This window comes from Burkholderia sp. RF7-non_BP4 (assembly GCF_001521935.1).
GTDB lineage: Bacteria > Pseudomonadota > Gammaproteobacteria > Burkholderiales > Burkholderiaceae > Burkholderia > Burkholderia diffusa.
This window is the reverse complement of the sequence record NZ_LOTA01000001.1, coordinates 290832-315713: the sequence shown is the minus strand read 5'-3', so window position 1 is coordinate 315713 and position 24882 is coordinate 290832. Positions and strand designations below refer to the sequence as shown.

General features: G+C 65.5%; 23 protein-coding genes. 20 read left to right on the top strand and 3 right to left on the bottom strand.

The annotated features are described in order from the left end of the window. Window positions 1–37: 37 nt before the first annotated feature. Window positions 38–3163 carry an Rne/Rng family ribonuclease gene (locus tag WS49_RS01330; RefSeq protein WP_059523749.1) on the bottom strand — a complete coding sequence of 1042 codons (3126 nt, stop codon included), beginning with the start codon at window positions 3161–3163 and terminating at the stop codon, window positions 38–40. Window positions 3164–3886: 723 nt separating this feature from the next. Here WS49_RS01330 and WS49_RS01325 point away from each other — a divergent pair. Genes WS49_RS01325 through WS49_RS01310 form a run of 4 tightly spaced genes read left to right on the top strand, consistent with a single transcriptional unit; the run spans window position 3887 to window position 6968 of the window. Next, the gene (locus tag WS49_RS01325; protein WP_059523747.1) at window positions 3887–4891 is read left to right on the top strand and encodes an RluA family pseudouridine synthase; all 1005 of its coding nucleotides are present in this window, start codon (window positions 3887–3889) and stop codon (window positions 4889–4891) included. 5 nt (window positions 4892–4896) lie between these two features. Continuing rightward, on the top strand, window positions 4897–5556 hold the full coding sequence (locus WS49_RS01320) for an HAD-IA family hydrolase (RefSeq protein ID WP_059523745.1): 660 nt from the start codon (window positions 4897–4899) through the stop codon (window positions 5554–5556). Then, a complete protein-coding gene (locus WS49_RS01315) occupies window positions 5553–5963 on the top strand; it encodes a Rieske (2Fe-2S) protein (RefSeq protein ID WP_059523743.1) in 411 nt (136 codons plus the stop codon). Before WS49_RS01320 ends, WS49_RS01315 begins: the two co-directional genes overlap by 4 nt. A 12-nt stretch (window positions 5964–5975) precedes the next feature. Then, on the top strand, window positions 5976–6968 hold the full coding sequence (locus tag WS49_RS01310) for a S49 family peptidase (RefSeq protein WP_059523741.1): 993 nt from the start codon (window positions 5976–5978) through the stop codon (window positions 6966–6968). A 72-nt stretch (window positions 6969–7040) separates the two neighbouring features. On the opposite strand, the gene WS49_RS01305 is transcribed toward WS49_RS01310, so the two are convergent. Further along, window positions 7041–7763: an SAM-dependent methyltransferase gene (locus WS49_RS01305; RefSeq protein WP_059523739.1), complete on the bottom strand. Its 723-nt coding sequence runs from the start codon at window positions 7761–7763 to the stop codon at window positions 7041–7043. Next, the gene (locus WS49_RS01300) at window positions 7760–8389 is read right to left on the bottom strand and encodes a Maf-like protein (RefSeq protein ID WP_059523737.1); all 630 of its coding nucleotides are present in this window, start codon (window positions 8387–8389) and stop codon (window positions 7760–7762) included. Before WS49_RS01300 ends, WS49_RS01305 begins: the two co-directional genes overlap by 4 nt. A 255-nt stretch (window positions 8390–8644) precedes the next feature. On the opposite strand from WS49_RS01300, the gene WS49_RS01295 reads away from it, so the two are divergent. The 16 genes from WS49_RS01295 (at window position 8645) to lepA (ending at window position 24871) form a co-directional block, all read left to right on the top strand. After that, window positions 8645–9280, top strand: a complete 636-nt coding sequence (locus WS49_RS01295) for a YceD family protein (RefSeq protein ID WP_059523735.1) — start codon at window positions 8645–8647, stop codon at window positions 9278–9280. 98 nt (window positions 9281–9378) lie between these two features. After that, complete coding sequence (gene rpmF / locus WS49_RS01290) at window positions 9379–9558, top strand: 50S ribosomal protein L32 (protein ID WP_006051932.1); 180 nt, start codon at window positions 9379–9381, stop codon at window positions 9556–9558. 129 nt (window positions 9559–9687) lie between these two features. After that, window positions 9688–10794 carry a phosphate acyltransferase PlsX gene (plsX, locus tag WS49_RS01285; protein ID WP_057928056.1) on the top strand — a complete coding sequence of 369 codons (1107 nt, stop codon included), beginning with the start codon at window positions 9688–9690 and terminating at the stop codon, window positions 10792–10794. Beyond that, window positions 10795–11784 carry a beta-ketoacyl-ACP synthase III gene (locus tag WS49_RS01280; RefSeq protein WP_059523733.1) on the top strand — a complete coding sequence of 330 codons (990 nt, stop codon included), beginning with the start codon at window positions 10795–10797 and terminating at the stop codon, window positions 11782–11784. Between the two features lie 85 nt (window positions 11785–11869). Continuing rightward, window positions 11870–12802 carry an ACP S-malonyltransferase gene (gene fabD / locus WS49_RS01275; RefSeq protein ID WP_059523731.1) on the top strand — a complete coding sequence of 311 codons (933 nt, stop codon included), beginning with the start codon at window positions 11870–11872 and terminating at the stop codon, window positions 12800–12802. Between the two features lie 36 nt (window positions 12803–12838). Continuing rightward, the gene (gene fabG, locus WS49_RS01270) at window positions 12839–13588 is read left to right on the top strand and encodes a 3-oxoacyl-ACP reductase FabG (protein WP_059523729.1); all 750 of its coding nucleotides are present in this window, start codon (window positions 12839–12841) and stop codon (window positions 13586–13588) included. 144 nt (window positions 13589–13732) lie between these two features. Continuing rightward, window positions 13733–13972, top strand: a complete 240-nt coding sequence (acpP, locus tag WS49_RS01265) for an acyl carrier protein (RefSeq protein ID WP_004197638.1) — start codon at window positions 13733–13735, stop codon at window positions 13970–13972. Between the two features lie 162 nt (window positions 13973–14134). After that, window positions 14135–15367 carry a beta-ketoacyl-ACP synthase II gene (gene fabF, locus WS49_RS01260; RefSeq protein ID WP_059523727.1) on the top strand — a complete coding sequence of 411 codons (1233 nt, stop codon included), beginning with the start codon at window positions 14135–14137 and terminating at the stop codon, window positions 15365–15367. An 11-nt stretch (window positions 15368–15378) separates the two neighbouring features. After that, a complete protein-coding gene (locus WS49_RS01255; protein WP_059523725.1) occupies window positions 15379–15843 on the top strand; it encodes a protein YgfX in 465 nt (154 codons plus the stop codon). Between the two features lie 91 nt (window positions 15844–15934). Next, window positions 15935–16534, top strand: a complete 600-nt coding sequence (gene rpoE, locus WS49_RS01250; RefSeq protein WP_006752490.1) for an RNA polymerase sigma factor RpoE — start codon at window positions 15935–15937, stop codon at window positions 16532–16534. A gap of 88 nt (window positions 16535–16622) precedes the next feature. Further along, complete coding sequence (locus WS49_RS01245) at window positions 16623–17240, top strand: sigma-E factor negative regulatory protein (RefSeq protein WP_059523722.1); 618 nt, start codon at window positions 16623–16625, stop codon at window positions 17238–17240. Window positions 17241–17245: 5 nt separating this feature from the next. After that, window positions 17246–18325: a MucB/RseB C-terminal domain-containing protein gene (locus tag WS49_RS01240; RefSeq protein WP_059523721.1), complete on the top strand. Its 1080-nt coding sequence runs from the start codon at window positions 17246–17248 to the stop codon at window positions 18323–18325. A gap of 964 nt (window positions 18326–19289) precedes the next feature. Then, a complete protein-coding gene (gene ltrA / locus WS49_RS01235; RefSeq protein WP_059523719.1) occupies window positions 19290–20990 on the top strand; it encodes a group II intron reverse transcriptase/maturase in 1701 nt (566 codons plus the stop codon). 120 nt (window positions 20991–21110) lie between these two features. Continuing rightward, window positions 21111–22616 carry a DegQ family serine endoprotease gene (locus WS49_RS01230; RefSeq protein ID WP_059523716.1) on the top strand — a complete coding sequence of 502 codons (1506 nt, stop codon included), beginning with the start codon at window positions 21111–21113 and terminating at the stop codon, window positions 22614–22616. Between the two features lie 7 nt (window positions 22617–22623). Further along, window positions 22624–22860, top strand: a complete 237-nt coding sequence (locus WS49_RS01225; RefSeq protein WP_059523714.1) for a glutaredoxin family protein — start codon at window positions 22624–22626, stop codon at window positions 22858–22860. 217 nt (window positions 22861–23077) lie between these two features. Next, window positions 23078–24871 (top strand): translation elongation factor 4, encoded by a 1794-nt coding sequence (gene lepA, locus WS49_RS01220; RefSeq protein ID WP_021159691.1) that lies wholly within the window; start codon window positions 23078–23080, stop codon window positions 24869–24871. The last annotated feature ends 11 nt before the right edge of the window (window positions 24872–24882 follow it).

Here is a 24882-nt window from a genome sequence, read left to right as displayed (position 1 = left end):
CCGGAGGCGGGCTTTTCCTGGTCGGGCGATGCGTCGCTTAATGTTGCGACGTTTCGACCTGCTGCATCGGGGTCGTGTCGACCGGGGGCAGCGCCTTGCGCTCGCGCGGAACGCGGACTGCGCGCGGCAGGCGCGACGCGGCTTCCTGAGCAGCGCGGAACTTGTCGGCGTCGGTGTTCACCCACACGAGACCGGCTTGTTCCAGCACGACATCGAGGCTCGCCGACGCTGGTGCAGCGGCCGTTTGCACGGGCGCCGGAGCAGGCGCGGCAACGGCTTCGACCGGCGCAGTTTCGACGCGAGCCGGTTCGACGGCGGCCGGAGCCGCTTCGGCTGCGACGACCGGTGCCGGTGCAGCCTGCTCGACGGGCGCGGACTGCGGCGCTTCGACGGCAGCCGGCGCGGCCGGCACTTCGAACGCATCGGTCGGCGAAACCGCGACCGGAGCCGGGGCGGCTTCCGGAGCAGCGGCCGGCGTGACCGGTGCCGCTTCGGCTGCCGGTGCGACGACGGCCGGCTCGAGCGGCTCGAGCGGCGCGACCGGCGTCGCTTCGACGCGAACCGGTGCCTGTTGCGGCTCGGCTGCGACCGGTGCGGCCGCTTCGGCAACGACTGCGCCTGCTGCGGCGACGGCTGCCACCGCGACCGGTGCGGCCGTATGAGCCGGCTCGACCGCGCTCGGGGTTTCCGTCGTCACGGCCTGCACGGCGGCTTCGCCGTCCGCGCCTTGCTCGGCGTGGTCGACGACTGCGCCTTCGTCCTCGCGCTCGCGACGACCGCCACGGCGACCGCGGCGGCGGCGGCGACGTTCCTCGCCGTCACGTGCGCCGGCTTCCGCGTCGGCTGCGACATCGGCGCCCGGCAGGGCGACGGCTGCAGTCTGGTCGGCTGCCGCTTCCGGATGGTTCTCGCCACGGGTGACGGTTTCGAGCGTCGCCGCGTGTTGCGTCGGCTTGCGGCGCTCTCCGCGCTCGCGACGTTCGCCGCGTTCCTGGCGCTCGCCGCGGCCGGCTGCCTCGACGGCTTCCGGCTGCTCGGTGCGCTCGCGCGGTTCGCGGTTCTCGCGCGGTTCACGCGGTTCACGGCTCTCACGCGGCTCACGCGGTTCGCGGCCTTCGCGCGGGCCACGGCCCTCGCGACTTTCGCGACCCTCACGGCTTTCGCGCGGCTCACGGCCTTCACGCGGTTCGCGACCTTCGCGCGGTTCACGCGGCTCGCGCCCTTCCTTGCCTTCGCGTTCCAGGCGTTGCGACTGGCCACGGCCTGCCGCTGCCTGATCGCGACCGCCCTGAGCCTGCTGGGCGCCGCCGCGACGATTGCGGTTGCGATCGCCGCCGCGCTGCTCGGTCTTCTCGGTCCGCTCGCGGGCCGGACGGGCTGCCTGCTCCTTGGCCGGTGCCGGTGCGACCGGCGCGGGTGCCGGAGCCGGCGACATGCCGAACAGACCCTTCAGCCAGCCGATGAAGCCGCCGCTCGCCGCGGCGACCGGTGCGGGCGCCGCAACCGGTTCGACCGGGCGCTGCGGTGCCGGGCTCGGTGCCGGACGCTCGGGCGTGATGCCCTTGACCGCGGCTTCCTGCTTCGGCTTCACGTCGGCCGCACGCTTGCTGTAGCCGGTTTCCGACTCCAGTTCGCGGGCGGCTTCTTCCGCCATCTTCCAGGACGCACGCGGATCGTCGAGGCGCGCGTCGTCATGGCGCAGGCGCTCGAGCTTGTAGTGCGGCGTATCGAGGTGCTTGTTCGGGATCAGCACGATGCCGACCTTGAAGCGCGACTCGATCTTGTTGATTTCCTGACGCTTTTCGTTGAGCAGGAAGGCGGTCACCTCGACCGGCACCTGGCAGTGGATCGCCGCGGTGTTTTCCTTCATCGCTTCTTCCTGAATGATCCGCAGGACCTGCAGCGCGGACGATTCGGTATCGCGGATGTGGCCGGTGCCGTTACAGCGCGGGCACGTCACGTGGCTGCCTTCCGACAGGGCCGGACGCAGGCGCTGGCGCGACAGTTCCATCAGGCCGAAGCGGGAGATCTTGCCCATCTGCACGCGCGCACGGTCGTGCTTGAGCGCATCCTTCAGGCGTTGCTCGACCTCGCGCTGGCTCTTCGCCGACTCCATGTCGATGAAGTCGATCACGATCAGGCCGCCGAGGTCACGCAGGCGCAGCTGGCGGGCCACTTCGTCCGCCGCTTCGAGGTTCGTGCGGGTCGCCGTTTCCTCGATGTCCGCGCCTTTGGTCGCACGCGCCGAGTTGACGTCGATCGCGACGAGCGCTTCGGTGTGGTCGATCACGATCGCGCCGCCGGACGGCAGCGGCACCGTGCGCGAATACGCGGTCTCGATCTGGTGCTCGATCTGGAAGCGCGAGAAGAGCGGCACGTCGTCGTGGTAACGCTTCACCTTCGACACGTTGTCCGGCATCACGATGTCCATGAACGCACGGGCTTGATCGTAGATCTCGGTCGTGTCGATCAGGATTTCGCCGATATCGGGCTGGAAATAGTCCCGGATCGCGCGGATCACGAGGCTCGATTCCAGATAGATCAGCATCGGCTGGCCGGAATTGCCGCTTTGCGATGCCGCTTCGATCGCGCGCCACAGCTGCAGCAGGTAGTTCAGGTCCCACTGCAGTTCCTCGGCGCTGCGGCCGATGCCCGCGGTGCGGGCGATCATGCTCATGCCGTCCGGAATCTGAAGCTGCGCCATGGTTTCGCGCAGTTCCTGCCGCTCGTCGCCTTCGATCCGGCGCGATACGCCGCCGCCGCGAGGGTTGTTCGGCATCAGCACGAGGTAGCGGCCGGCGAGCGAGATGAAGGTCGTGAGGGCGGCGCCCTTGTTGCCGCGCTCTTCCTTCTCGACCTGAACGATCAGCTCCTGGCCTTCGCGCAGGGCATCCTGGATGCGCGCGGAGCGCATGTCGATGCCTTCCTTGAAGTACTGGCGGGCGACTTCCTTGAACGGCAGGAAGCCGTGGCGGTCTTCGCCGTAGTTGACGAAGCACGCTTCGAGCGACGGCTCGATGCGGGTCACGACACCTTTGTAGATATTGCCCTTGCGCTGTTCGCGCCCGGCTGTCTCGATGTCGATGTCGATGAGCTTTTGCCCATCGACGATGGCGACGCGCAGCTCCTCCTGCTGCGTCGCATTGAACAGCATGCGTTTCATGAACGACTCCAGGCGGCTCTGCTGCCGGCGCCTCGCGGTTGTCAGTCGCGAGGGCGGGAACGACGGCAGGCCGCGCCTTGTTGTGTTGTCACGGGCACGCTGGAGCGGGAAGGATGGCGGGGAGAATTGCCTGAAGAGGCGCTTGGGCCCGAAAGACGGGGCCGGCGGCCAAAGGGCACCTGCGAACACGGCTTCAAAGCACGGCGTCCACACACCGCACGCTGCGAAAGCGCGCTAAGCCTGAGACCGGGGCACTGCCACGGGGCGCGCGCAATGCGTCGCGCGCGCCGACGGGCGGCAGATGCTGCGGCTTGGGCCGCAGCGGGGAGTATCGAATCCAGCCCGACTTTCCCGCCTGGGGTGTACTTCCCTGGTTTGACGTCGCCAAGCCCCGCACGCTTCGCGGGGCCAAATCGGGCGCAACGCCGTATTTTCGCAACCGGCAGCCTGCGGACGTACTTCACGCCGTCGGGCTGCCGATCAAATTCTTTTCAACCAACTTTCCGTTACCGCGGCGCCTTGCCGACCGAATCCGCCTGTGGGCGCGATCCTTGCCGACGGGCGGCGCCGTGCGTGCAACTTGCTGCATCTCTTTGATCAGGGGCGAGCAGCAGACCCCCGGCGCAAGTAAAATAGCGGTTTGCGCTTGCGCCTTGCCCGATTCCGTCGGGGCCGGCCTGTCAGGCCACCCTCAACGTCCGGCTGGGCAAAATTATATTCAGTATGAATGAGTTAGGCAAAATATCCCAGAATTCAGTCGCAAGCGGCCAGGTATCGATGATCCAGATCGACGAAAACTCGGCCGGTCAGCGGATCGACAACTTCCTGTTGCGCGTCTGTAAAGGCGTGCCCAAAAGCCATATTTACCGGATCCTGCGCAGCGGCGAAGTGCGCGTGAACAAGGGTCGGGTCGACGCCCAGTATCGCCTCGCGTTCGGCGACATCGTCCGCGTGCCGCCCGTGCGGGTGGCGGCGGCCGACCTCGCGCGCGCCGACACGCCGATCGTGCCGCCCGCGCAGTTCGAGGTGCTGTACGAAGACGATGCGATGCTCGTCATCAACAAGCCGGCCGGCGTCGCCGTGCACGGCGGCAGCGGCGTCGCGTTCGGCGTGATCGAGCAGATGCGCCAGGCGCGTCCGCGCGCGAAGTTCCTCGAACTCGTGCATCGGCTCGACCGCGAGACCTCCGGGATCCTGATGCTCGCGAAGAAGCGCTCGGCGCTCGTCGGCCTGCACGAGCAGATCCGCGAGAACCGCATGGACAAGCGTTATTTTGCGTGCGGACACGGAGAGTGGCAGTCCGACTGGGGCCGCCGCCGTGCGGTGAAGGCGCCGCTGTTCAAGTATTCGACCCCGGAAGGGGAGCGGCGCGTGCGCGTGCAGGACGACGGCCTGCCGTCGCACACGGTGTTCAACCTGATCGAGCGCTGGCCGGACTACGCGCTGGTCGAGGCGGAACTCAAAACGGGTCGGACCCATCAGATCCGTGTGCACCTCGCGCATCTCGGCCTGCCGATCGTCGGCGACGCCAAGTATGGCGACTTCGCACTGAACAAGGCGCTGGCGCGCGCGAACGCGCAGCCGTCGCTCAAACGGATGTTCCTGCATGCGCACCGGCTGAAGCTCGCGCATCCGCTGACCGGCGAGGCGCTGCAGTTCGACGCGCCGCTGCCGGACGAATGCCGGCGCTTCCTCGATCAACTCCGCGCTCTGCGCGATACCGCCTGACTCGCATGGCCCGACAGCAATTTGACCTGATCGTCTTCGACTGGGACGGCACGCTGATGGATTCGACTGCGCACATCGCGCACAGCATCCAGGCCGCGTGCCGCGATCTCGGCCTGCCCACGCCGTCGGACGAGGCGTCCCGCTATGTGATCGGCCTCGGCCTGCGCGATGCGCTCCAGATCACTGCGCCGACCCTCGATCCGTCCGACTATCCGCGGCTGGCCGAACGTTATCGCCATCACTACCTGCTGGACGACCAGCGCATCGAACTGTTCGCCGGCGTGCGCGAACTGCTCGCGGAATTGCGCGATACGGGTTACCTGCTCGCGGTCGCGACCGGCAAGGGCCGTGTCGGGCTGAACCGCGTGCTCGACCAGTCGAAGCTGACGAGCCTGTTCGATGCGACGCGCTGCGCGGACGAAACATTCTCGAAGCCGCACCCGGCGATGCTGCACGAGCTGTCGCGCGAATTGGGGCAGGATCTTGCGCGTACCGTGATGATCGGCGACACCACGCACGACCTGCAGATGGCCGCCAGTGCCGGGGCCGCCGGCATCGGCGTCGCGTACGGCGCGCACACGGCCGATGCGCTGGCCGCATTGACGCCGCGCTTCGTCGCGCCGGACGTCGGCGCGCTGGCGGCGTGGCTGCGGGAGCACGCATGAGCACGACGCCGGACGCCGTGCGCGTGTGTGCATCGGACGCGCTGGCCGACGGCGGCGCCGGCGTGCGCGTCGACGCGTCGCTGCGCGGCGAGCAGGCGGTCGTGTTCTTCGTGCGTTACGAAGGTCGCGCGTACGGCTACCTGAACCGCTGCGCGCACGTGCCGATGGAGCTCGACTGGGCCGAAGGGCAGTTCTTCGAGTCGTCGGGCCTGTACCTGATGTGCGCGACGCACGGCGCGATCTACGCGCCGGATACCGGCAAGTGTGTCGGCGGCCCGTGCCGCGGCGGTCGTCTGCGGCCGGTCGAAGTCGACGAGCGCGACACGCCGGACGGGCGTGCGGTATTCTGGGTGCCGGATGCCGACCTGGGGCCCGCCGCTCCGCCTCCTTCCGCCACGACCGACTGAAGACATTACTGCATGGCCGACCAACCGAACATCCCCGATTCCTCGTCCCGTCCCGACAGCCGCGAACCGAACTGGGAGCGTGCGGCGCTCGAGCGGATCGCGCTCGCGGCCGTCAAGGAACAGCGCGCGGCGCGGCGCTGGAAGATCTTCTTCCGCTTCGCGTTCCTCGGCGTATTCGTGCTGTTCGCGTTCGCGCTGATCGATTTCTCGAGCGACTCGAAGTTCTCGTCGAGCGGGCGCCACACGGCGCTCGTGACGATCGACGGCGAGATCGCGGCGGGCACCAACGCGAACGCCGACGACATCAATACGGCGCTGGATGCCGCTTTCGACGACAGCGGCACGGCCGGCGTCGTGCTGCGGATCAACAGCCCGGGCGGCAGCCCGGTGCAGGCAGGGATGGTCTACGACGAGATCCGCCGGCTCCGCACGAAGTATCCGGACAAGCCGTTGTACGTCGTCGTGACCGACATGTGCGCATCGGGCGGCTATTACATTGCGTCCGCCGCCGACAAGATCTTCGTCGACAAGGCGAGTATCGTCGGCTCGATCGGCGTGCTGATGGACGGGTTCGGCTTCACGGGCCTGATGGGCAAGCTGGGCGTCGATCGCCGCCTGCACACGTCGGGCGAAAACAAGGGCTTCTACGACCCGTTCTCGCCCGAGACGCCGAAGATGGATGCCCATGCGCAGGCGCTGCTCGACCAGGTCCATGCGCAGTTCATCAAGGCCGTGAAGGATGGCCGCGGCAAGCGGCTGCACGAAACGCCCGATATGTTCTCGGGTCTGTTCTGGACCGGCGAGAAGAGCGTCGAACTCGGGCTCGCCGACGGCTACGGCACGACCGACACGGTCGCGCGCGACGTGCTGAAGGCGCCGGATCTCGTCGACTACACGGTGAAGGAAAGCCTGACGAATCGCGTTGCGCGCAAGTTCGGCGCGGCGGTCGGCGGTGCCGCGATGAAGGCGCTGACCACCGGCGGCGCGTCGTTCAGCTTGCGCTGAGCGGCAGCCGGCCGGCGCCGCGGCGAGCGGGGCGGGGCGCCCCGTGCCGCGAGGCTGTTGCCGGCGCCGATCTCAGTTCGCGAGCAGCAGGAAGATGGCGGGGCGCTTGTGCAGATTCGGCGCAGGCGCCTTTTTCCAGTCGGCCACCGTACGGCTGGCGATCGTCTCGGTCTCGAGGGTCAGATCGGCCGCGACGCAGATCTGCGTCGACGGCGCGCAGGTCGCGACGAGCGTGTCGAGCATCGCGTGGTTCCGGTACGGTGTCTCGATGAAGATCTGCGTCTGGCGCGCCTTGCGCGACAACTGCTCGAGTTCGCGCAGGCGTTTCGCGCGCGCGGCCGCATCGACCGGCAGATAGCCGTTGAACGCGAAACTCTGGCCGTTCAGGCCGGATGCCATCAGCGCGAGCAGGATCGAACTCGGCCCGACGAGCGGCACGACCTTCACGCCGCGCTCGTGCGCCCGGCGGACCAGCAGCGCGCCAGGATCGGCAACGGCGGGGCAGCCGGCCTCGGATACGAGCCCGGCGTCCGCGCCCGCCAGTACCGGTGCGAGCAGCCGGTCGATCTCGCCGGCCGGCGTATTGACGTTCAGTTCCCGGATCTCGATTTCCTGGATCGGCCGCGTCGTGCCGATCTTCTTCAGGAACGCGCGGGTCGTTTTCGCGTTTTCGCCGATGTAATAGCCGAGCGTGCCGGCGCGCGCCTGCACGGCCGCGGGCAGCACGGCGGCGAGCATCGATGCGTCGCCTTCACCGAGGGTGTTCGGGACGAGATAGAGCGTGCCGGCCGTCATGCGCGGTCTCCCTGGGTGGCAAAGAGCGGATAGCCCGCGGCGCGCAGCATCCGCGTGAGCGCGATCAGCGGCAGGCCGACGAGCGCTGTCGGGTCGTTGGAGTCGATGGCATCCAGCAGCGCGATGCCGAGGCCTTCGGATTTCGCGCTGCCGGCGACGTCGTACGGCGTTTCCGCACGCAAGTATGCGTCGAGTTCGGCTTCGGGCAGCGAGCGGAAGCGCACGTGCGTGACGACGTCCTCGCTCCAGGTTTCACCCGTGCGGCTGTCGTACAGGCTGAGCGCACTGTGGAATTCGACGTCGCGGCCCTGCATCGACAGGAGCTGCGCGAGCGCGCGCTCGTGCGTGCCGGGCTTGCCGATCTGGTGGCCGTCGAACGTCGCGACCTGGTCCGACCCGATCACGAGCACGCCGTCCGGCGCGTCGATCGTCGCGGCGACCGCGCGCGCCTTCGCGCCGGCGAGGCGCAGCGCGGTCGCGGCCGGCGTTTCGCCTGCGAGCGGGGTTTCGTCGAGGTCGGGCGACATCACGTCGAACGGCACGCCGAGGCGCTCGAGGAGCGTGCGGCGGTAGCGGGAACTGGAGGCGAGAATCAGCCGCGGCGGGCGGCAAACGGTATCCGGCATGGTCGATTGGGGCGATGAGTCGTCAGGTGTGGCGCGGTGTTGCGAGGGCGCAAGCATAAGTGATTGACCGCAAAAGGTAAAACAGGTATGCTTTCCCGCTTTTCGTCGGCAGGCTTTCGCAGTGGTGGCGCCTGCCGGGTCTTCGGAAGTAAAGTACGTAATCGTACGCGGCGTAGATCGCGCACGTGCGCGGCGCCGAATGTGCGGCGCCAGCAAGCCGGATCCCGCAAGTCAGCCTGTAGGCAGGAGCGCAACATGAACACTTCTTCTGGCAAACCTGCGGCGTCGCTTGATCCGCACGCGGTCGACCTGTTCGAATTCGCCCGCAGCGGGCGGCAGGCAGCGGGTGCCGTGCGCCTGTCGCAGCTGCCGCGCATGCTGAACGAAGTGCCGGTGGACGCGCCCGATCGCGACACGGTCTTCACGTGGCAGGCCGAAGGGTTCACCCAGAAGGAGTTGCAGGACGACGGCGCCGATGGGCAGCAGCCGTATCTGCGCCTCGCGGTGCACGGCCATGCGTGGCTCACGTGCCAGCGCTGCATGACCCCGTACGACCAGACGTTCGACGTCGACATGACGTACCGGGTCGTTGCGACCGAAGAAGAAGCTGAAGAATTTCCGCTCGACGACGATGAAGCCGATGTGATCGTGGGCTCACGCCAGTTCGATCTCGTCGACTTGATCGAAGAGGAGTTGCTGCTTTCGTTGCCGCTCGTGCCCAAGCACGAGGTTTGCCCGGCAGTTCACGAAAGCCTCGTGTCGGGTGCGAGCGGTCCTTCGGAAGACGCGGACGACGAGTCCGCCGAAGACGGGGACGAAGGCAAACGGCCGAATCCGTTCGCGGCGCTGGAAGCGCTGAAGAAGGACGGGGACGGCGGCAAGAAACACTAAGCAGTTGTGGCGCGGGAAGGCGTAAGGGCTTTGGGCCAGGGTAGTTAAGCGCCGGATCGGGCTGTGTTAGAATCCGGAAAATTATTTAGGAGTTAGTCATGGCAGTCCAGCAAAACAAGAAGTCGCCGTCGAAGCGCGGCATGCATCGTTCGCACGATTTCCTGACGGCAGCGCCGCTGGCAGTCGAGCCGAGCACGGGTGAAGTGCATCTGCGTCACCACGTCAGCCCGAACGGCTACTATCGCGGCAAGAAAGTCGTCAAGACGAAGAACGACTAAGCGTCAAGTCACGCGTTGCGCGCTACGATCGCCGTTCGCGTGACAACTGGTTCGCTTGACACTTTCCTGGCTCAACAAAAAGGCGGCATTCAACTGCCGCTTTTTTGTGCCTGAAATTCGTCGCATTCCATGACCGTAAAGCTCACAATCGATTGCATGGGAGGCGACCACGGCCCGTCCGTGACCGTTCCCGCGGCAGTCAAGTTCGTCCGCGCGCATCCCGATGCGCACCTGATGCTCGTCGGCATCGAAAGCGCGATCCGCGCTCAGCTGAAAAAGCTGAAAGCCCTCGACGATCCCGCGCTGACCATCGTGCCCGCCACCGAAGTCGTGGCGATGGACGACCCTGTCGAAGTGGCGCTGCGCAAGAAGAAGGATTCTTCGATGCGTGTCGCGCTCAACCACGTCAAGGAAGGCGCGGCCCAGGCCTGTATCTCCGCCGGCAACACCGGCGCGCTGATGGCCGTTTCCCGTTATGTGCTCAAGACGCTGCCCGGCATCGAGCGGCCTGCGATCGCGTTCGCGCTGCCGAACCCGACCGGCTACACGATGATGCTGGACCTCGGCGCGAACGTCGACTGCGAGCCGCAGCATCTGCTGCAGTTCGCGGAGATGGGGCACGCGCTCGTCGCCGCGCTCGAAGGCAAGGAGCGTCCGACGATCGGTCTGCTGAACATCGGCGAAGAGGTCATCAAGGGCAACGAGACGATCAAGCGCGCAGGTGAACTGCTGCGCGCCAGCACGCTGAATTTCCGCGGCAACGTCGAAGGCAACGACATCTACAAGGGCACGGTCGACGTGATCGTCTGCGACGGCTTCGTCGGCAACGTCGCGCTCAAGACGTCCGAAGGGCTCGCGCAGATGCTGTCCGACATCATCCGCGAGGAGTTCGGCCGTTCGCTGATGTCGAAGCTGATGGCGCTGCTTGCGCTGCCGGTGCTGATGCGTTTCAAGAAGCGCGTCGATCACCGCCAGTACAACGGTGCGGCGCTGCTGGGGCTGAAGAGCCTCGTGATCAAAAGCCACGGTTCGGCCGATGCCTACGCGTTTGAGTGGGCGATCAAACGCGGGTATGATGCCGTCAAAAACGGCGTGCTGGAGCGCCTCGCGCGCGCGATGGCGGACAATTCGGTGTCGCTCGGCGACGGCGAACACGACGCGGGCGGCGCGGGCCAGACGAGCCCGGCCGCAGGCCATCACGCCGAACCTTCCGCTGCGCAATCCTCTAAAGCATAAATGGCCCAATCGACTCTCTATTCCCGCGTGCTCGGCACGGGCAGCTACCTGCCGCCCGACCGCGTCACGAACCAGCAGCTCGCCGATCGACTCGCGAAGGAAGGCATCGAGACGAGCGATGAGTGGATCGTTGCGCGCACGGGCATCCATGCGCGTCACTTCGCCGCACCGAACGTCACGACGAGCGATCTCGCGCTCGAAGCGTCGCGTCGTGCGATCGAGGCGGCCGACATCGATCCGCAGTCGATCGACCTGATCATCGTCGCGACTTCGACCCCCGATTTCGTGTTCCCCAGCACGGCGTGCCTGCTGCAGAACAAGCTCGGTATCAAGAACGGCGGCGCGGCATTCGACGTGCAGGCGGTGTGCTCGGGCTTCGCGTATGCGATGGCGACGGCCGACAGCTTCATCCGCAGCGGCCAGCACCGCACGGCGCTCATCGTCGGCGCGGAGACGTTCTCGCGCATTCTCGATTTCAAGGACCGTACGACCTGCGTGCTGTTCGGCGACGGCGCGGGCGCGGTGATCCTGTCCGCATCGGAAGAGCCGGGCGTGCTCGGCAGCGCGCTGCACGCGGACGGCAGCTATTCGAACATCCTCTGCACGCCGGGCAACGTCAATCGCGGCGTGATCGACGGCAGCGCGTTCCTGTACATGGACGGGCAGGCCGTGTTCAAGCTCGCGGTCAACGTGCTCGAAAAGGTCGCGATCGAGGCGCTCGCCAAGGCGAATCTCGCGCCCGAGCAGGTCGACTGGCTGATCCCGCACCAGGCCAACATCCGCATCATGACCAGCACCTGCCGCAAGCTCGGCCTGCCGCAGGAGCGCATGGTGGTGACGGTCGACCAGCACGGCAACACGTCGGCTGCGTCGATCCCGCTGGCACTCGACGCCGCAGTGCGCGACGGCCGCATCCAGCGCGGTCAGCACGTGCTGATCGAAGGCGTCGGCGGCGGCTTCACGTGGGGCGCATCCGTCTTCCGCTACTGATCCGCGGCGCGCAATTGCTGCGCGCGGATCCCGAACCGGCGCGCCGTTCGCGCGCGCCGTCCGAATCGATTCAATTGGGGACGATATGAAATTTGCATTCGTTTTTCCGGGGCAGGGCTCGCAGTCGGTCGGCATGCTCAACGCATTCGCCGATCTGGCCGTCGTGCGCGAGACGCTCCAGGAAGCATCCGATGCACTCAATCAGGATCTCGGCAAGCTGATCGCCGAAGGTCCGGCCGAAGAACTGAATCTGACCACCAACACGCAGCCCGTGATGCTGACGGCCGCCTACGCGTGCTATCGCGCATGGCAGCAGGCCGGCGGCCCGGCACCGTCGATCGTCGCGGGCCACAGCCTCGGCGAATACACGGCGCTCGTCGCCGCGGGTGCGATCGCGTTCAAGGACGCGGTGCCGCTCGTGCGCTTCCGCGCGCAGGCGATGCAGACGGCCGTGCCGGTCGGCGAGGGTGGCATGGCCGCGATCCTGGGTCTCGATGACGACACGGTGCGCGCGGTGTGCGCCGAAGCCGCGCAAGCGGGCGTCGTCGAAGCCGTGAACTTCAACGCGCCGGCGCAGGTCGTGATCGCGGGCGCGAAGGCGGCCGTCGAGAAGGCCTGCGAGATCGCGAAGGCGAAGGGCGCGAAGCGCGCGTTGCCGCTGCCGGTGTCGGCGCCGTTCCATTCGTCGCTGCTCAAGCCGGCGTCGGACCAGCTGCGCGACTATCTCGCGAACGTCGACGTGAAGGCGCCCCAGATTCCGGTCGTCAACAACATCGACGTCGCGGTGGTCAGCGATCCGGCCGCGATCAAGGACGCGCTGGTGCGCCAGGCCGCGGGCCCGGTGCGCTGGGTCGAATGCGTGCAGCACATCGCGGGCACGGGCGTCACGCACGTGATCGAGTGCGGTCCGGGCAAGGTGCTGGCAGGGCTGACGAAGCGCATCGACGGCAGCCTGGTCGGCGCATCGGTGTTCGATCCGGCTTCGCTCGACGAAGCACTGAAGCTGGCGACCGCCTGACGCGGCGCCTTTCCTCAAGAGACGGATATTCGATTCATGGAAAAGACTCTCGATAAACAGGTCGCGATCGTGACCGGCGCATCGCGCGGCATCGGCCGGGCGATCGCGCTCGAACTCGCGCGCCAGGGCGCGACGGTGATCGGCACGGCGACGAGCGAATCGGGCGCCGCCGCGATTACTGCAGGGTTCGCGGAAGCGGGCGTGACGGGCCGCGGCGCGGTGCTGAACGTCAACGACGCGGCGGCGGCCGAAGCGCTGATCGACGCGACCGTGAAGGAATTCGGCGCGCTTCACGTGCTCGTCAACAACGCCGGCATCACGCAGGACCAGCTCGCGATGCGGATGAAGGACGAGGACTGGGACGCGGTGATCGACACCAACCTGAAGTCGGTGTTCCGCCTGTCGCGTGCGGTGCTGCGTCCGATGATGAAGGCCCGCGGCGGCCGCATCATCAACATCACGTCGGTGGTCGGCTCGGCCGGCAACCCGGGCCAGGCCAACTACGCGGCCGCGAAGGCCGGCGTCGCGGGCATGACGCGTGCGCTCGCGCGCGAGATCGGCAGCCGCGGCATCACGGTGAACTGCGTCGCGCCGGGCTTCATCGACACCGACATGACGAAGACGCTGCCGGAAGAACAGCAGGCCGCGCTCAAGACCCAGATTCCACTTGGCCGCCTCGGCAGCCCGGAAGACATCGCCCATGCCGTCGCGTTCCTCGCATCGCCGCAGGCCGGTTACATCACCGGCACGACGCTGCACGTGAACGGCGGCATGTACATGTCGTAACGATTTTCGTTTACCATCCGCGCCGTATCCCGTTTTTCAGGCGGATCGGCGCTTGATCGACCATCAAGCCAACGCGCGTTTTGGCGTCAGCAAACCTGATAAAATGCGCGCACTTGTAAATCTGAACTTTCCCTCGGAGGGGTAATGGATAACATCGAACAACGTGTCAAGAAGATCGTCGCTGAGCAACTGGGCGTCGCAGAAGCCGAGATCAAGAACGAAGCATCGTTCGTGAACGATCTGGGCGCGGACTCGCTCGACACGGTCGAACTGGTGATGGCGCTCGAAGACGAGTTCGGCATGGAAATCCCGGACGAAGAAGCAGAGAAGATCACGACCGTTCAGCAAGCGATCGACTACGCTCGCGCAAACGTCAAGGCGTAAGCGCCTTTCGCGCTTATCTGCCACGTCGCCGCGATCTTCGCGTTTGACGCGCCATCCTGCCGGCAACCGCGCCGGACGGACTAACAGCCACAGGGCTCGCAGGGCTGGTTCCTGTGGCCACTGTGGCTTTTGTTTTTGTCATCCAATGGAAAAGAGGTTACCGTGAGCCGCCGTCGTGTTGTCGTTACAGGCCTGGGGCTGATTTCGCCCGTTGGCAATAATGTTGCCGACGGCTGGGCCAATCTCGTCGCCGGCAAGTCCGGCATCGCCACCGTCACGAAGTTCGATCCGTCGAACCTCGCCTGCCATTTCGCCGGCGAGGTGAAGGGTTTCAGCGCCGAGGAATACATTCCGGCGAAGGAAGCCCGCAACATGGATACGTTCATCCATTACGGCATCGCAGCCGGCGTCCAGGCAATCCGGGACAGCGGCCTCGAAGTGAACGAAGCCAATGCGGAACGCATCGGCGTGCTGGTCGGCTCCGGCATCGGCGGCCTGCCGATGATCGAAGACACGCACCAGACCTACGTCGATCGCGGCGCGCGCCGGATCTCGCCGTTCTTCGTGCCGGGTTCGATCATCAACATGATCTCGGGTCACCTGAGCATCATGTTCGGCCTGAAGGGCCCGAACCTCGCGGCCGTGACGGCCTGCACGACCGGTCTGCACAGCATCGGCCTCGCGGCACGCCTGATCCAGGCCGGCGACGCCGACGTGATGGTCGCGGGCGGCGCCGAATCGACGGTGTCGCCGCTCGGCATCGGCGGCTTCGCGGCCGCGCGTGCGCTGTCGACCCGCAACGGCGATCCGGCCACGGCGTCCCGTCCGTGGGACAAGGATCGCGACGGTTTCGTGCTGGGCGAGGGCGCGGGCGTGATGGTGCTCGAGGAGTACGAGGCGGCGAAGGCGCGCGGCGCGAAGATCTATGCGGAAGTCTCCGGCTTCGGCATGACGGGCGATGCGTACCACATGACCGCGCCGAACATGGACGGTCCGCGCCGCTGCATGGTTGCGGCGCTGCGCGACGCTGGCGTGAACGCGGACGAGGTCCAGTACCTGAACGCGCACGGCACATCGACGCAGCTCGGCGACAAGAACGAGTCCGACGCGGTGAAGGCGGCATTCGGCGAGCACGCGTACAAGCTCGTCGTGAACTCGACGAAGTCGATGACGGGCCACCTGCTGGGTGGCGCGGGCGGCCTCGAGTCGGTGTTCACGGTGCTGGCGCTGCACAACAACGTGTCGCCGCCGACCATCAACATCTTCAACCAGGACCCCGAGTGCGATCTCGATTACTGCGCGAACACCGCGCGTGACATGAAGATCGACGTTGCCGTGAAGAACAACTTCGGCTTCGGCGGTACCAACGGCACGCTGGTGTTCAAGCGCGTCTGACGCTGAATCGCTTGACGAGTCCATTCGATGCTCCGGCCGGGCGTCCGCAGCGCTTTGCGTTGCGGGCCTCGGCCGTGTCGTATGTCGTGCTGGCCGTGTTCGTCGCGGCGGCTGCCGTGTCCGCGTACCTGTTCTGGGCGCCGCGGGCCGGTGCCGCAGCCGGCGCGTGCGTGTCCGCGGCGACGGCAGCGCTGCTTGCCATGTGTGCCGCACGGGCCTGTGCCCGTCGGCTGCCGGCCGAGTTGCGGATCGATGCATTCGGGGAGGTTGCGGCGTTTGGCCGCACCGGGCGCTTGCTGGCCCGGGGCCGCGTGACCGGCCATGCGCACTGGAGCAGCCTGCTGCTCGTGCTGTCGGTCGGGCAGGGCGCACGGCGTGCCCGGCCGCTGCTGATCCCGGCCGATGCGCTCGACGCCGCGTCGTTCAGCGCGCTGTCCGTGCTGGCGCGTACCGCGGGCACGGCGGGGCGGGCGTGACGGTGGCGCAGTTACCGACCGTAACCAGCGGCCGGCGCCGGAACGCTACAATAACGCTCCGCGTTGCATCCCTAGTTAACGGATTTGTCAGGTGAGTGAAAAAGAAATCGATCAGGCTCTGGTCGAGCGCGTACAGAAAGGCGACAAGGCGGCGTTCGAACTCCTGGTCTCCAAATACCACCGCAAGATCATTCGGCTGATCTCGCGCCTCGTGCGGGATCCCGCCGAGGTCGAGGATGTGGCCCAGGACGCGTTCATCAAGGCGTATCGTGCGCTGCCGCAATTTCGCGGCGAGTCGGCGTTCTACACGTGGTTGTACCGGATTGCCGTCAATACGGCGAAGAACTACCTTGCGACGCAGGGCCGCCGGGCGCCGACCTCCACCGAGGCCGATGCCGAGGAAGCGGAAACTTTCTCCGACGCAGACCAACTAAGGGATATCAACACGCCTGAGTCGATGTTGATGAGCAAGCAGATTGCCGAGACGGTCAACGCTGCAATGGCCGTCCTGCCCGAGGAACTGCGCCAGGCGATCACGCTGCGCGAGATCGAGGGCCTGAGCTACGAAGAGATCGCGGAAATGATGGATTGTCCGATCGGGACGGTCCGGTCGCGGATCTTCCGGGCGCGCGAGGCAATCGCTGCGAAATTGCGTCCGCTGCTCGATACGCCCGAAGGCAAGCGCTGGTAAGCGCGACGGGCGCAACGACGCGGGTCGGGGTCTAGTTACGGATAGAGTCGTGAAGTCACGACGGGGTGTGTGCAAGATGGGGAGCATCATGGGGTCGGTCAATACGCAGTCGCAAGCGTGCTCGCGCGGCGAGCGCCTTTCCGCTCTGGTCGACGGTGAACTGTTCGACGGCCCGGATCACGGGCAGTTTCTGGCTGAGCTCGACCGCGCGGATCGCGCTGCGTGGGCCCATTACCACCTGATCGGCGATGCGCTGCGCTCGGACGAGCTCGCGCTGTCGCCCGCGCTGAGCGTCGCGTTCACCGCGCGCATGTCGGCTGCGCTGGAAAGCGAGCCGCACCTGCTCGCGCCGGCCGCCGCGCCGGTCGCGCGCAAGCTGCTGTCGCTGCGCCGGCGTGTCGTGCCCGCGTTCGCGGTGGCCGCCGCGGCCGCCACGCTGACGTGGATCGTCGTCCCGCAGATGCAGACGGCCGGTGCGCCGGGCGCCGTCCAGGTCGCGTCGACAGGCGCACCGCAGAACGGCAACCTGCAGCGCGTGACGGTTGCGCAGGCATCGGCGCAGCCGGGCCTGCAGGACGTCAACATCATCCGCGACGCAAGTCTCGACCAATACCTTGAAGCGCATCAGCAATTCGCGCAGCAGCCCGTCGTCACGGGCTCGATGCCGCTGATCCGCGCTGCCGTGACCACCACGCCAGGCCAATAAACCCGATGCGGACATTGCAGTTGAATCACGCCATCTCCGGATGGAAGCGGCTGCCGGCCCTCCTGCTTTGCGCAGCCGCCCTGTTGTCCGTTCAATCCCTCCCAGCCAGCGCCCAGCAACCGGACGATCCCGTCGCGACCCGCAAGGGTGCGGCGGATTGGCTCGATCGCATCCAGCAGGCGGCGCAGCAGCAGAGCTACGAGGGTACGTTCGTCTACCAGCGCGGCGGGTATGTCCAGTCGTCGCGCATCGCGCACGTGGCGTCCCGCGACGGCGAGTTCGAGCGGATCGAGTCGCTCGACGGCAAGCCGCGCAAGGTTCTGCGGCACAACGACGAGTTGTACACGTTCGTCCCCGAGCGCAAGTTGTGCGTGGTCGAGCGCCGCCAGACGCGCGATTCGTTCCCTGCACTGCTCGGCGCGGGCGGCGAGCACGTGATGTCCGTTTATGACGCGAAGCTGCTCGGCAAGGACCGGGTGGCCGGGGTCGACGCGCAAGTGGTCGAACTCGTGCCGAAGGATGCGTACCGGTTCACGTACAAGCTGTGGGCCGACACCCGCACCGGGCTGCTGCTGCGTTCGCAGACGCTCGATGCGAGCGATCACGTGCTCGAGCAGGTCGCGTTTTCGCAAGTGCAGACGGGCGGCACGGTCGGCGACAAATCCGCGATCGCGGCCGGCATGCGCAACCTGAGCGGCTGGACGGTCGTTCGCCCGCCGGTCGCGACGGTCGACATGGAAGCGCAGGGCTGGCAGATCGCACCGACCATCGCCGGCTTCCGGAAAATTCGCGAGGTGCGCCGGCCGATGGCCGCGCGCGACGCCGGCGATCCGCCGATTCCGGTCGATCAGGCCGTCTTCACCGACGGCCTCGCGACGATCTCCGTCTTCATCGAGCCGGCCGAAAAGAACACGCGCAAGGAAGGGGCGGGCAGCACCGGCGCGACCCACGTGCTCGTGAAGCGTCGCGGCGACTACTGGATCACCGTGCTCGGCGAAGTGCCGCCGGCCACCTTGCAGCAGTTCGCGTCTGCCATAGAATACAAGGCTTCGTGCGACGCGAGTCGCATCGACTGTCGGCGTTAAGCCGACCACAGAGTGACCTTTGGTCACTATTTTTGAGAGGGGGAACTGACAGCCGTACGTTGGAACCCTCTATAGACGAAAAGCGGTCGCAGTTGGCCGTCTATCGTATTGCATTAGCCCGATTACCATCGGGTTCCGCCTAGTTAGCGGCGTCAACTCCGCTGACAAGGCGGATTGGTGTTTGCAATTTTCCCCGTAGCTTCCGGATGCGGGGTTGTGTTTACAGTCGAGCGAGAGTTCGGCGTGTCATTGTTCGGCCTCCTGGCAGCAATGGGAGGTAGTGAACCTGCTGTACGACCAGCAGTAACCTAGGAGGACATGCGTCACTGGTAACGGTGGGGTGTGAAGCTTCTCTGACAATGTAGCCCCTAGAAGTATCGGGCAGGTATCGGTCGCGAGGCCGCTACTTGGAGACTCCAAGCAGCAAAGGGGTCAAGGAGCTAGGTTGACTGAGATGGCCAACGTAAGTGAACTGCTGACAAACCTCGTCAGTATTGCGATGCCAAAGCTGCTGTTAGGCATCAACCAAAATGGTGTGCGGTCGGATAACCCGCTGGAGTATCGGGTTACGTCGTCATCGGACCGCCGGGGGAGAGGCAGGGCCTAATTCAGTCGTGTGACATGCCGGGAACGCGGTAAGCCCGTATGGTCGCCAGCGCAGTCGGCTGGCAGGCGAACCGCAAGGGACGCTGTTGATTGTGCGGGTATGGGAGGACGGAAAAAGCGAATGTCGGGCTGTAATGGCTCGGATAGGGATTGAAACATCATCCCACGCGAAAGCGGGCAGACTTCCGTCTGGTCTACCGTCGCAAGACGGCTGACTAACCCTCAGGCTGAGGTGTGATTGCTGGTGGCTTCTTAGTCATCAGTGTTTCTTTTTCATCCCTTGTGGGAGCAAAACGCTCCCGCAAGGGGACGTGTTGCTCTCCGCAAAGGGATTCACTTCTCGGAGCAGGAGAGCAGCATGAAAGTATCTACCCGTGAGGGCGGATCTGCGCTTTCCCACGCGCTGAACCACTGGCACGACGTCGATTGGCGTCGCGTGGAACGGAACGTGAGAGGGATGCAGATTCGAATTGCGAAGGCGACGCGGGAAGGCAACTGGCGCAAGGTGAAAACCCTGCAAAGGATGCTGACTCGCACGTTGTCCGCAAAGCTGTATGCGGTACGACGTGTTACGCAAAACCAAGGTGCACGAACGGCTGGGGTCGATCGTGAGGTATGGGACTCGCCTGAGAGCCGATGGGAAGCCATCGGCAAGTTGAAGCGGCGCGGATACAAGCCTCTGCCATTAAGGAGAGTCTTTATCCCCAAGGCCAATGGAAAGTTACGCCCTCTGGGCATACCGACCATGCGGGATAGGGCGATGCAAGCCCTGTACTTGCTGGCGTTGGAGCCGGTGTCGGAATCGACGAGCGACCCGAACTCATATGGGTTTCGGATTAATCGCTCAACGGCTGACGCCATGTCGCAGATATTTGTCTCTTTGTCCAAAAAGGCCTCGGCCCAATGGATTCTGGAGGCAGACATCAAAGGCTGCTTCGACTACATCAATCACGACTGGCTGATGACCCACGTCCCAATGGACAAGGAGATCTTGCGGAAGTGGTTGAAGGCTGGCCTGATCCACGAAGGTCGGCTACAGGCGACTGAGGCTGGTACGCCGCAGGGAGGCATCATTTCCCCGACGCTGGCTAATGTGACGCTGAACGGGCTGGAACGTGACTTGATGCTGCATCTGAATGCGACATTAGGGGTGCGGACGGCCCAAAAGCTGAAAGTAAATGTGGTGCGATACGCGGACGACTTTGTTATAACCGGCGCATCGAAAGAAGTGCTGGAGGACAAGGTCAGACCTTGGGTAGAAGGATTCCTTGCACAACGAGGACTGCAACTTTCCGAGGAAAAGACGCGGATTGTCCAGATTGACGAAGGCTTCGATTTCCTTGGGTGGAATTTCCGGAAGTACTCGGGAAAGCTGCTCATCAAACCTAGCAAGAAGAACGTGCAGACGTTCTACCGCAAGGTGGCGGAAGCGATCAGCGGCAATAAGACGGTAAAGCAGGAGGAGTTGATCCGACTGCTAAACCCGATGCTACGCGGGTGGGCGCAATACCACTGCCCCGTAGTAGCTAAGCAGGCGTACAGCCGTTTGGAGCATCTGATATTCCAGAGACTCTGGCGGTGGTCGAAGAGGCGGCACCCGCAGAAAGGTGCCGACTGGGTGCGAAGGAAGTACTTCCACTCGGTTGACAACCGGCGGTGGGTGTTTGCCTCCCGGACTGTACGGGAAGACGGCAGTGTTGGGCTACTTGAGCTGTACCAGATCAGCGGCACGGTCATCAAGCGGCACAAGAAGGTGAAGGGGGACTTCAATCCCTTTGATCCGAGTTGGGAGCAGTACAGCGAACAACTACGACAGGAGCGCATGGCAGATTCGATGCGCTACCGGCGACAGTGGGTCACGCTGTACATGACGCAGTGCGGGCTGTGTGCGCATTGCGGATGTGCTCTGACGGACGAAACGGGTTGGCACGACCACCATCTGGAGTATCGGATGCATGGCGGAACCGACGCGCTCTCCAACAGAGTGCTGCTGCACCCACACTGCCACCAGCAGGTGCACGTTGGTAGAATTGCTGTAACTAAGCCGGTCCAGCAATAGCTAGGACTTTGTTTGTAGGCTCGAGCCGTATGCGGGGAAACTCGCACGTACGGTTCCTAGGGGGCCCTCTCTCCGCAAGGAGAGGGGGCTACCCTACCAAGTAACGCTACGGCTTCCGACATGACGAAACTCACGCTGCGCAAAGTGCTCGCGGCGGCGGTGCTGTTTGCCTGCCTGCCGCTCGCCCCGCAAACCGCGGCCGCTGTCACGCCTCCAGCAGCCAGCCTTCCCGACTTCGCCGATCTGGTCGAGAAGGTCGGGCCGGCTGTCGTGAACATCCGGACCACCGCGAACGTGCCGACGCCCGGGCCGCGCGGCGTGCTCCCGCCGGGCTTTGACAACGGCGACATGTCGGAATTCTTCCGGCGCTTCTTCGGCATTCCGCTGCCGCAGGCGCCCGGCAACGGTGGCGGCAACGGCAATGGCAGCCCGAAGAACGCGCCGGCGCCGGACAATCCGCCCGACACCGAGCAGAACCGCGGCGTCGGTTCGGGCTTCATCGTGTCGGCGGATGGCTACGTGATGACCAACGCGCACGTCGTCGACGACGCGGACACCATCTACGTGACGCTGACCGACAAGCGCGAATTCAAGGCGAAACTGGTCGGCGTCGACGACCGTACGGACGTCGCGGTCGTCAAGATCCAGGCGTCGAACTTGCCGGTCGTCGCGATCGGCGATTCGAACAAGGTGCGCGTCGGCGAGTGGGTCGTCGCGATCGGCTCGCCGTTCGGCCTCGACAACACCGTGACGGCCGGCATCGTGAGTTCGAAGAGCCGCAACACGGGCGATTACCTGCCGTTCATCCAGACCGACGTCGCGGTGAACCCCGGCAACTCGGGCGGCCCGCTGATCAACATGCAGGGCGAGGTGATCGGCATCAACTCGCAGATCTACAGCCGCACCGGCGGTTTCATGGGCATTTCGTTCGCGATCCCGATCGACGAGGCGATGCGCGTGGCAGACCAGCTGAAGGCGACCGGCAAGGTCACGCGCGGCCGCATTGCGGTGGCGATCGGCGAAGTGACGAAGGAGGTGGCCGATTCGATCGGGCTGCCGAAGGCGGAGGGCGCGCTCGTCAGCAGCGTCGAGCCGGGCGGTCCGGCCGACAAGGCGGGCATCCAGCCGGGTGACATCATCCTGAAGTTCAACAGCCGGTCGGTCGATACGGCGTCGGATCTGCCGCGCATGGTCGGCGACACGAAGCCGGGCACCAAGGCGACCGTCAGCGTGTGGCGCAAGGGTCAGGCGCGTGATGTGCCGATCACGATCGCCGAGACGCCGGCGGAGACGACGGCGAAGGCCGAGCAGCGCAAGAATGTGCCGCAGAAGCCGCGCCCGGCCAATTCACTCGGCTTGACGGTCAGCGACCTTTCGGCTGACCAGCTGAAGTCGCTGAAGCTGAAGAACGGCGTGCAGATCGACGGCGTCGACGGCCCGGCGGCCCGGGCGGGCCTGCAGCGCGGCGACATCGTGCTGCGCGTCGGCGACACCGACATCACGAGCGCGAAGCAGTTCGCCGACGTGACCGCGCAGCTCGATCCGCAGAAGGCGGTCGCGGTGCTCGTGCGGCGCGGCGACAATACGCAGTTCGTGCCGGTGCGCCCGCGCCCGATCCAGAAGTAACGCGCCGATGTTCACGCTCTACGGCCGCGGCTGGTGCCACCTGTGCGACGACATGCGTGATGCGCTGGCGCCGGTGGCGGCCGAATTCGGCGTTGCCGTCGGCTACGTCGACATCGATGCCGATCCGGCACTCGTCGCCCGTTACGACGAGGACGTGCCGGTGCTGTTGCTGGACGGCACGGAAGTGTGCCGCCACCGGTTCGACGAGGCGAGGGTGCGCGGCGCGCTGACGACGCGGCGCTGAACCTGGCCCCGTCGCCGGCCGCGCCCTGCGCGGGGTGCCGGTGCGAGTCCGCCCGCCAAGGCCTCCGGCAGGCCGTCCTGACGGGGCGTCCGCGACCAGGCGTCCCAAATTACCGCCCGGCAAAGGCCTTTTCGGCTAAAATAAGCCGTTTTTTCACCGACTTACAAGGCGTGCTCCGCAGTCGTCGAGCGCGCCTTTTTCGCTTGATCGGCACTGAATGGATCATATTCGCAATTTCTCGATCATCGCGCACATCGACCATGGCAAGTCGACGCTCGCGGATCGCATCATCCAGGTATGCGGCGGCCTCGCCGACCGTGAAATGGAAGCGCAGGTGCTCGACTCGATGGATATCGAGCGCGAACGCGGCATCACGATCAAGGCGCAGACGGCGGCATTGTCCTATCGCGCCCGCGACGGCAAGGTTTACAACCTCAACCTGATCGATACGCCGGGGCACGTCGACTTCTCGTACGAAGTCAGCCGTTCGCTGTCCGCGTGCGAAGGTGCGCTGCTCGTGGTCGACGCGAGCCAGGGCGTCGAGGCGCAGACGGTCGCGAACTGCTACACGGCGATCGAGCTCGGCGTCGAGGTCGTGCCGGTGCTGAACAAGATCGACCTGCCGGCCGCGAACCCCGAGAACGCGATCGAGGAGATCGAGGACGTGATCGGCATCGACGCGACCGACGCGACGCGCTGCAGCGCGAAGACGGGGCTCGGCGTCGAGGACGTGCTCGAAGCGCTGATCGCGAAAGTGCCGCCGCCGAAGGGCGATCCGGCCGCGCCGCTGCAGGCGCTGATCATCGACTCGTGGTTCGACAACTACGTCGGCGTCGTGATGCTCGTGCGCATCGTCAACGGCACGCTGCGTCCGAAGGACAAGATCAAGATGATGGCGACCGGCGCGCAGTATCCGGTCGAGCACGTCGGCGTGTTCACGCCGAAGTCGCGCAATCTCGAATCGCTGTCGGCCGGGCAGGTCGGCTTCATCATCGCCGGCATCAAGGAACTGACCGCCGCGAAGGTCGGCGATACCGTCACGCACGCGACCAAGGCCGCCGCCGAGCCGCTGCCGGGCTTCAAGGAAGTGAAGCCGCAGGTGTTCGCGGGCCTCTATCCGGTCGAGGCGAACCAGTACGACGCGCTGCGCGAATCGCTCGAGAAACTGAAGCTCAACGATGCGTCGCTGCAGTACGAGCCGGAAGTCTCGCAGGCACTCGGTTTCGGTTTCCGCTGCGGCTTCCTCGGGTTGCTGCACATGGAAATCGTGCAGGAGCGGCTCGAGCGCGAGTTCGACATGGACCTCATCACGACCGCACCGACGGTCGTCTACGAGGTCGTGCAGAGCGACGGCTCGACGATCATGGTCGAGAACCCGGCGAAGATGCCGGAGCCCGGCCGCATCGCGGAAGTCCGCGAGCCGATCGTCACGGTGAACCTGTACATGCCGCAGGACTACGTCGGTTCCGTGATCACGCTGTGCGAGCAGAAGCGCGGCTCGCAGATCAACATGCAGTATCACGGCCGCCAGGTGCAGTTGACGTACGAAATCCCGATGGCCGAAATCGTGCTCGACTTCTTCGACCGCCTGAAGTCGGTGTCGCGCGGCTATGCATCGATGGACTACGAGTTCAAGGAATACCGTTCGTCGGACGTCGTGAAGGTCGACATGCTGATCAACGGCGACAAGGTCGATGCGCTGTCGATCATCGTGCACCGCTCGCAGTCGCAGTATCGCGGCCGGGAAGTGGCCGCGAAGATGCGCGAGATCATTCCGCGCCAGATGTACGACGTGGCGATCCAGGCGGCGATCGGTGCGCACATCGTCGCGCGCGAGAACATCAAGGCACTTCGCAAGAACGTGCTCGCGAAGTGCTACGGCGGCGACATCACGCGAAAGAAGAAACTGCTCGAGAAGCAGAAAGAAGGTAAGAAACGCATGAAGCAGGTGGGTTCGGTCGAGATCCCGCAGGAGGCGTTCCTCGCGATCTTGCGCGTCGAAGACAAATAACAGGACTGATC

Coding starts and splice junctions, on each gene's coding strand:
- WS49_RS01330 (WP_059523749.1), bottom strand. CDS start 3,163: ATGAAACGCATGCTGTTCAATGCGACGCAGCAGGAGGAGCTGCGCGTC.
- WS49_RS01325 (WP_059523747.1), top strand. CDS start 3,887: ATGAATGAGTTAGGCAAAATATCCCAGAATTCAGTCGCAAGCGGCCAG.
- WS49_RS01320 (WP_059523745.1), top strand. CDS start 4,897: ATGGCCCGACAGCAATTTGACCTGATCGTCTTCGACTGGGACGGCACG.
- WS49_RS01315 (WP_059523743.1), top strand. CDS start 5,553: ATGAGCACGACGCCGGACGCCGTGCGCGTGTGTGCATCGGACGCGCTG.
- WS49_RS01310 (WP_059523741.1), top strand. CDS start 5,976: ATGGCCGACCAACCGAACATCCCCGATTCCTCGTCCCGTCCCGACAGC.
- WS49_RS01305 (WP_059523739.1), bottom strand. CDS start 7,763: ATGACGGCCGGCACGCTCTATCTCGTCCCGAACACCCTCGGTGAAGGC.
- WS49_RS01300 (WP_059523737.1), bottom strand. CDS start 8,389: ATGCCGGATACCGTTTGCCGCCCGCCGCGGCTGATTCTCGCCTCCAGT.
- WS49_RS01295 (WP_059523735.1), top strand. CDS start 8,645: ATGAACACTTCTTCTGGCAAACCTGCGGCGTCGCTTGATCCGCACGCG.
- rpmF (WP_006051932.1), top strand. CDS start 9,379: ATGGCAGTCCAGCAAAACAAGAAGTCGCCGTCGAAGCGCGGCATGCAT.
- plsX (WP_057928056.1), top strand. CDS start 9,688: ATGACCGTAAAGCTCACAATCGATTGCATGGGAGGCGACCACGGCCCG.
- WS49_RS01280 (WP_059523733.1), top strand. CDS start 10,795: ATGGCCCAATCGACTCTCTATTCCCGCGTGCTCGGCACGGGCAGCTAC.
- fabD (WP_059523731.1), top strand. CDS start 11,870: ATGAAATTTGCATTCGTTTTTCCGGGGCAGGGCTCGCAGTCGGTCGGC.
- fabG (WP_059523729.1), top strand. CDS start 12,839: ATGGAAAAGACTCTCGATAAACAGGTCGCGATCGTGACCGGCGCATCG.
- acpP (WP_004197638.1), top strand. CDS start 13,733: ATGGATAACATCGAACAACGTGTCAAGAAGATCGTCGCTGAGCAACTG.
- WS49_RS01245 (WP_059523722.1), top strand. CDS start 16,623: ATGGGGTCGGTCAATACGCAGTCGCAAGCGTGCTCGCGCGGCGAGCGC.
- WS49_RS01240 (WP_059523721.1), top strand. CDS start 17,246: ATGCGGACATTGCAGTTGAATCACGCCATCTCCGGATGGAAGCGGCTG.
- ltrA (WP_059523719.1), top strand. CDS start 19,290: ATGAAAGTATCTACCCGTGAGGGCGGATCTGCGCTTTCCCACGCGCTG.
- WS49_RS01230 (WP_059523716.1), top strand. CDS start 21,111: ATGACGAAACTCACGCTGCGCAAAGTGCTCGCGGCGGCGGTGCTGTTT.
- WS49_RS01225 (WP_059523714.1), top strand. CDS start 22,624: ATGTTCACGCTCTACGGCCGCGGCTGGTGCCACCTGTGCGACGACATG.
- lepA (WP_021159691.1), top strand. CDS start 23,078: ATGGATCATATTCGCAATTTCTCGATCATCGCGCACATCGACCATGGC.